Annotated in this window: 4 protein-coding genes; 1 reads left to right on the top strand and 3 read right to left on the bottom strand. The window is 62.9% G+C overall.

The window, feature by feature from the left end:
• Positions 1 to 71 precede the first annotated feature (71 nt).
• The 3 genes from MOV74_RS28630 to MOV74_RS28620 all read right to left on the bottom strand — a co-directional run bounded on the left by MOV74_RS28630 (position 72) and on the right by MOV74_RS28620 (position 4,988).
• Positions 72 to 1,151, bottom strand: a complete 1,080-nt coding sequence (locus MOV74_RS28630; RefSeq protein WP_246929982.1) for a HoxN/HupN/NixA family nickel/cobalt transporter — start codon at positions 1,149 to 1,151, stop codon at positions 72 to 74.
• Between the two features lie 264 nt (positions 1,152 to 1,415).
• Positions 1,416 to 3,695, bottom strand: a complete 2,280-nt coding sequence (locus tag MOV74_RS28625; RefSeq protein ID WP_404979188.1) for a TonB-dependent receptor — start codon at positions 3,693 to 3,695, stop codon at positions 1,416 to 1,418.
• A gap of 297 nt (positions 3,696 to 3,992) precedes the next feature.
• Positions 3,993 to 4,988, bottom strand: coding sequence for a tripartite tricarboxylate transporter substrate binding protein (locus tag MOV74_RS28620; RefSeq protein WP_246929980.1), 996 nt, complete (start codon positions 4,986 to 4,988; stop codon positions 3,993 to 3,995).
• Positions 4,989 to 5,212: 224 nt separating this feature from the next.
• Between MOV74_RS28620 and MOV74_RS28615 the strand changes: the two genes are divergently transcribed.
• Complete coding sequence (locus tag MOV74_RS28615; RefSeq protein ID WP_246929979.1) at positions 5,213 to 6,349, top strand: GNAT family N-acetyltransferase; 1,137 nt, start codon at positions 5,213 to 5,215, stop codon at positions 6,347 to 6,349.
• Position 6,350 lies beyond the last annotated feature (1 nt).

The following is a 6,350-nucleotide window of genomic DNA, read 5'->3' as shown; positions in this document are numbered from 1 at the left end:
AGGCGCTGCCGTCATCCGCGAGCAGCACCAGGGCCGAGAGTGCCGTCAGCGCGTCGCCGCCACGACAGGGCTCACGCCGCTTCGGTCGCATCGGCGCATTCCAGAGCTTTCGTCGCGGCCCGGTGCCGTCCGTCGGCAAAGATGCGACGATAGAGCACGACCGAGACGAGCCAGGCGATTACGAACAGCGCGATGACGGCGAAGCCGACATTGGCGAGCGACTCGTTAAGGCCGTCGACCAGCGTCCACACGCCCCCGGACAGGCCGAGCCGGTCGGCGGCCAACCCGAGCGCCTCGATGCCGCCGATCAACAGCGCGACTGCCACGGAGGCGCCAGTGATCGTGAGGTTGTACCAGAGCTTTCGCAGGGGATCGACGAACGCCCATCGATAGGCACTGACCATCAGCGCGGAATCGGCGGTGTCGACCAGCGCCATGCCGGAGGCGAACAGCGCAGGGAAAACCAGGATATCCGCAACCGACGCGCCGCGCGCGGCTTCGGTCGCGGAGATGCTGAGCAGGCCGATCTCGGTCGCCGTGTCGAAACCTAGTCCAAACAGGAAGCCGAGCGGATACATGTGCCATGGTTTTGTGACCAGGCGGAACAGCGGTCCGAGCAGTCGCGCGAAGACGCCGCGATTGGCGAGCAGCCTCTCGAGGCCTTCGGCGTCGTGGACGCCCTGCTCCCGTGCAGCACGGAACGTCCGCCACAGGCCGACCAAGATGACGAGGTTGATGGCCGCGATCACGAGCAGGAACATGGCCGACACCGACGTGCCGATGAGGCCACCGATCTCCTTGAGCAAGCTGTCGCCGCCAAGGCTCACCACGCCGAGCGCGAGCAATATGGTCGCGGCCACGACGACGGTGGAATGGCCGAGCGCAAAATAGAGGCCGACACTGTGCGGCGCGCCGCCCGTCTGCATCAATTTGCGCACGACGTTGTCGATGGCGGCGATGTGGTCGGCATCGACGGCGTGGCGCAGACCGAACACCCAGGCCAGCAGCGCAGTCGCCAGCACCGTCGGCCGGTCGCCGAACAGCGCGAAGGCCCAGGCCCAGGCGGCGATGTTGGCGGCGATGAGTCCCCCGAACAGCAGCAGCGTTCCGGATTCGATCGCCCGTAAAGTCCGCCTCACCGCTTGCTCCATCCACCCGATCCCGCAGTATGATGTTTATCAAGAACCCTCATACTGGCAAGAGCAAGAGCCGCGCCGCTTTGGCGCCTTGCGGCCGAAAAAACACAGCAAAACGGAAATCACCTCATTGATTCAATGGAAGATTTTTCGTCCGGCGCTGACAGCGCCGGAGCGGGATGCTCTGCTTTTATTGGCAAGCAACTATCGAACTTTGACGACCAATCTGACCGGTCTGCACGCGACGGTCAGGGACATGCCTGCTGCAGGCTGCAGCGATTACATATCCACGGTCATCGACAGCAGATAGGTGCGTGGTGCTCCCAGGAAGAACGTTCCGAATGAAGCCACGCTGGACCAGTAACTCTCGCCGGTCACATTCTGGATGTTTGCGCGGAAAACCGTCTTCTTGCCGTTGATCGCCGTGGTGTAACGGGCGCCGAGGTCGAGCCGCGTCCACTCCGGGATCGGCTGCTTGTTCGCGCTGTCGACGAACTGCCTGCCGGTGTAGATGACGGCGCCGTTCAAGGTGAGATCTCTCATCCACGGCAAGTCCCACTCCGCCCCGATATTGGCCTGAATGTTCGCAACGCCGATCGGCGTGTTGCCCAGATTGGCCGCAACCGCGGTCTTCGTCAGGGTGCCATCCAGCAGCGAGATTCCTCCGAGGAGACGAACATCCGGCAAAAGCTCGCCGAAGACGTTGAACTCGAGTCCGCGGACCCGTTGCTCGGCGGTCGCCGCGAAGCGCCCGGCGGACAGCTCTCCACTCGCCTTCGATATCTCGAAGGCGCTGAAGGTGGTTGCGATGCGGCCGAACTCCACCTTGACGCCGGCTTCGTACTGCTTGGCGACGTAGGGCTGCAGCACTTCGCCACCATTGGTAACGCCCGGCTGCACCGGCGCAACATCACCCCGGGCGAGGCCTTCGACATAGTTCGCGTACAAGGAGACATTGTCCAGGGGACGAACGACGAGGCCGACCACCGGAGTCACGGCGCTCTTGTCATAGGACGTCGTCAGCGTCCCGACATTGGAGGCGTAATTGTTCGCCTCGATGCCCTGGCGCCGGACACCCAAGGTCAACAGGATGCGCTCATCGAGCACGGACATGGTGTCCGCAATCGAAAGCCCCGTGAGCTGGCTGTCCGAGAGCCGGGGGCGGTCGCTGATCTCGTTGGCAAACTGAGTTGGCGCAATGGTCGGATTGTAGATGTTCGACCCGACCACGCTGCCATTGGTCAGCCGCCGGTACAGCGCGTCATGGTAGACCGAGGCCTGGAAGGCAAGGGCATGGTGGACGAAGCCGGTGTCGAAGCGGGCGCGGAGGCCGCCATCATATGTGGTTCGGTCAATGCTCAGCCCGAAGAACTGAGGCGTAGAGGTCGTGTTGCCGTTCGCGTTGACGATGGTCGGAAGACCGAAGAATCGCTCGACATTGGTCTTGGAGCCACCGACGTCCGCAAACAGCGTAACCTGGTCGCTGAGATCGTATTCGGTCCGCAGCAACACCGATTTGTCGGTGATGTGCGACCATTCCCAGGGCTGGGTCACGTTCAGCCGGCCATCCGGTGCCTTCGGCACCTGCAGGCCGGGAGCCATGAGAAACGGACGCGACGGAGCATCGAACCGATCGGTTTGCGCGATGAGATAGAGCCAGGACCTGAATCGCTCGCCCTGATAGTCGAGAGCCAGCGATCCGACACCTGTCGTTTCGGACTGGCGATCGATCGGCGTGTCGCCGTCGCGGAGGCTCCCGCTGGCCCGTACGCCCCATTGCTTGCCGTCGCCGTAACGCCGCGCGACATCCCAGTGACCGCCGAAGCGTGCAACCGAGCCGTAGCTTGCGGTCAAGCGGGTCAAATCCTCTTCCGCGCGCTTGGGCACGACGTTGATGACACCGCCGACGCCGCCATTGGGCGCCATGCCGGAAAGCGCGGCTGAAGGCCCCTTGAGCACTTCGATGCGCTCGACGTAGTCGGTAAAGATGCGATATGTCGGCGCAATTCCGTAAAGGCCCTCGAAGGCGAATTCACCGTTGTTGCCTTCGTTGATCGGGAATCCGCGAATGTAGAAGGAATCCACGATACCGCCCGTCGGGTGGGAGCTTCGCACGGACGGATCGAGGATCAGGGCATCCGCACCGGTTGCCGCCTGCCGATCCCGAATGAACTTTTCCGTGTAGCTCGTCACGTTGAACGGTGACTTCATCGTGCTGGTATTGCCGAGCATTCCCAGCCGCGCGCCCTGAGCGACCTCGCCACCCGCATAGGCGGGAGCGACCCCCGATTGCGGTCGCGCTGCGGCTGTTTCGACTTGCGCGGCGCCACGCGTCGGGGCGCGTCGCGAATTCGATCGGGCCCGGACATCGTTTCGTTTGGTCGGCGCACGGCGGGCCGATTGTTGCGCCGGCGCATCGACGGTCACTGGTGGAATGGAACTGCCGCCGTGTGGCGTTTGGGATCGAGCAGGCGATTCAAACCACGCGAGCAACGCAACTCCACCCAGCAGCGCCGCGCCAAAGCGCGCTACCGTCTCAACTCCACCCATACGTCGCATTTCCAGAAAGCCCTCATCGATGGCCCTCTCTAGAAAGGCGCTATGGTGACGGCAACGAAAATGCGTGCGCTGCGATTTAGAATGTCTCGATCATCGATGACTGCAGTAGAAACTTTATCTGGAACGATTCCAATGACGCTGTGCGGCCGCGCGCAGAATGACGATGCGCGGTTGGATCTGCGACAGCGTCCCTTGCAAAATGCCGAGCGATCGAGATCACGACTCGTGTTGCGAGACGGGCGATGTTGAGCTGGTGAATCTCGCTGGTGCGCTCCCGGCAAGCAAGCCGGCGTGATCTCAGTCGCGCTTGATCCCGATCGACTTGACGATCGGTGCCAGGCGGGCCAGCTCGTCCTCGACCAGGCGCTGAAACTTGTCAGGACCTGAATCGACGTCCGGCTCCAGACCTTGCGAACGATAGCTTTCCTGCAACTGCGGATCGGCCATCGCCGTACGGGTCGCGATCGCGATCCGCTCCACGATCGCATCCTGTGTCGCTCTCGGAGCGAACAAGCCAAACCAGCCGGCATAGCTGAGGCCCGGCATGCCGGATTCGATGACCGTCGGAATGTCCGGCGCGCCACTCAACCGCCGATCGCTCGTCACGGCGATCATCCGCAGCTTGCCCGCATGGTGCAATTGCAGGATCTGGCTCGAGACCACGGCAATGACCGAGGAGATCTGGCCGCTGACAAGGTCGTTGGTCGCGGGCCCCATGCCGCGATAAGGAACATGGACAAGGTCCGCCGTGAGACCGGATTGCATCCTGAACATCTCTCCGACGAGATGATTGCCGGTGCCGACGCCCGGCGTGCCATAGGAAAGCCCGCCCGGATTGCCCCGCGCAAAAGCTGCCAGCTCTCGCAGGTCCTTCACCGGCAAGGAAGGATGAACCGCGAATGCCAGCGTGCTGGTGATCAGGCGATAGATGGCGCGGAAATCGCGAACCGTGTCGTAGGCAGGCTGCGCGGAGGACAATGGAATCATCACCTGGGTGCTGCCATTGCCGAGCAAGAGCGAATAACCGTCGGCTGCGCTCTGCGCCACCGCGGCGGTACCGATCGCACCGCCGGCGCCGCCGATATTCTCGACATAGATCGGCCCCAGCAGCGAGCCGATCCTGTCGGCCCAGGGACGGCCGATCTGATCACCCGCGGCACCAGCCGTGTAGGGAATGACCAGCCTGATGGGGCGGGAGGGGTATTCGTCAGCGGCTGCGCCGCCAGGCCAGACGGCCAGCACCGAGACCCCCGCCGCCATATCGAGCAGTTCTCGCCGTGAGAGAAGGGACATCTTCTGCGTATTCGGGACTGAGCTGGTCATCATACACGAATGTGGCGCCTGGAAAACGCGCAGGACGAGCGACTGCGGAATTAAGAATTTGGTAACGATACGAACGTGGTTGAACGCATTAATGCAAATTGCACGCCGCCGGTGTCTAGCCCGTAACGACCCTGCTATAAAGCGAGTGACGGCTCGATCGATCTTCGCGAATTGTCCGGTTTCCTTGATTGCGCATGAACAAGCTTAGCAACACGTTCGACATCGCCATCGAGCAGTCGTTCGACTTTCTGTCTCCGGAATATGCCGAGCTGTTTGATCGCTCGGCCGCTACCGCGTTCCAGCATCCGATCTGGCTGCACTGCCTCTACACCAGGCTCGCGCCGGAAGCGGGTGCGGCACCGCTGGTCGTCGTGGTCCGCCACCGCGCGACGGGAGCCCTCGCGATGGTGCTGCCCCTGCTCCGGATCCGGCGCGGTCCGATCCGAACCGTCGAGTTCGCCGACCTGCGCGTCTCCGACTATCTGGCGCCGGTCTGTAGCCCGGAATTGTTTTCGCAGCTGCTCGACGACGCGGCTGCATGCGCGGAGATTCAGCGCCTCGTTCGTCCTTTCGATCTGCTCCGAATGACCAAGCTGCCCGACGGGCGGCTTCCGATCGAAAACCTCCTGGCTGCGTCGCGCCGCGTAGCGATGGACACCAACGCCTACGCGACGGTTCTTGTCGCGCCGTTCGAGCAATGGCGAGCCAGTGCGATCGATCGCTCCTATCAGAAGGAGCTCGCCAAGAAATATCGTCAGCTCCAGAAGAAAGGCGAGCTGAGCTTCTCATGCTGCAACGACAGCGCCTCCGTGATTGAGGCCATGGAGGTGATGAAGAAGTTTCGCGGTCCGCGCTTTCAGGCGCAAGGCGACGGCGATCTGCTGCAGCGCCCCGAATATTTCGGCTTCTATTCCGACGTGGCCCTTCGTGGTCTCGGCGCCTTTGTGCGCCTCTACGCCATGACGATGGACGGCGAGGTGATCGCCGCCGTGCTCGGACTGTGCCATCGCGACAGCTTCCTCATCATCATGAGCGCCTTCGACATCGCCGGCTACAAGAGCCAGTCCCTGGGCGCGCTGATGTTCGAGCAGGTGGCGCGGGACTGTATCGAGCGCGGGGATCAGATGCTCGATTTCACTATTGGTGACGAGCCCTACAAGAAATTGTTCGGCGGACAGCCTTCGCCAATGTGGGCGGTCACGAAAGCCGGCAGCACCGCAGGCGCCGTCGCCCTGTTCGCGCTGAAGCAGGCTCCCTGGCTGAAACTGGCGGCCAAGCGGCTATCGGATCTGCGGCTGCTGCCCGCCCGCACCCCAACGCCCACGCGCTGAC

The organism is Bradyrhizobium sp. SHOUNA76, from assembly GCF_023006445.1.
Classification (GTDB): Bacteria; Pseudomonadota; Alphaproteobacteria; order Rhizobiales; family Xanthobacteraceae; genus Bradyrhizobium.
This window is presented reverse-complemented; position numbering and strand designations above follow the sequence as displayed.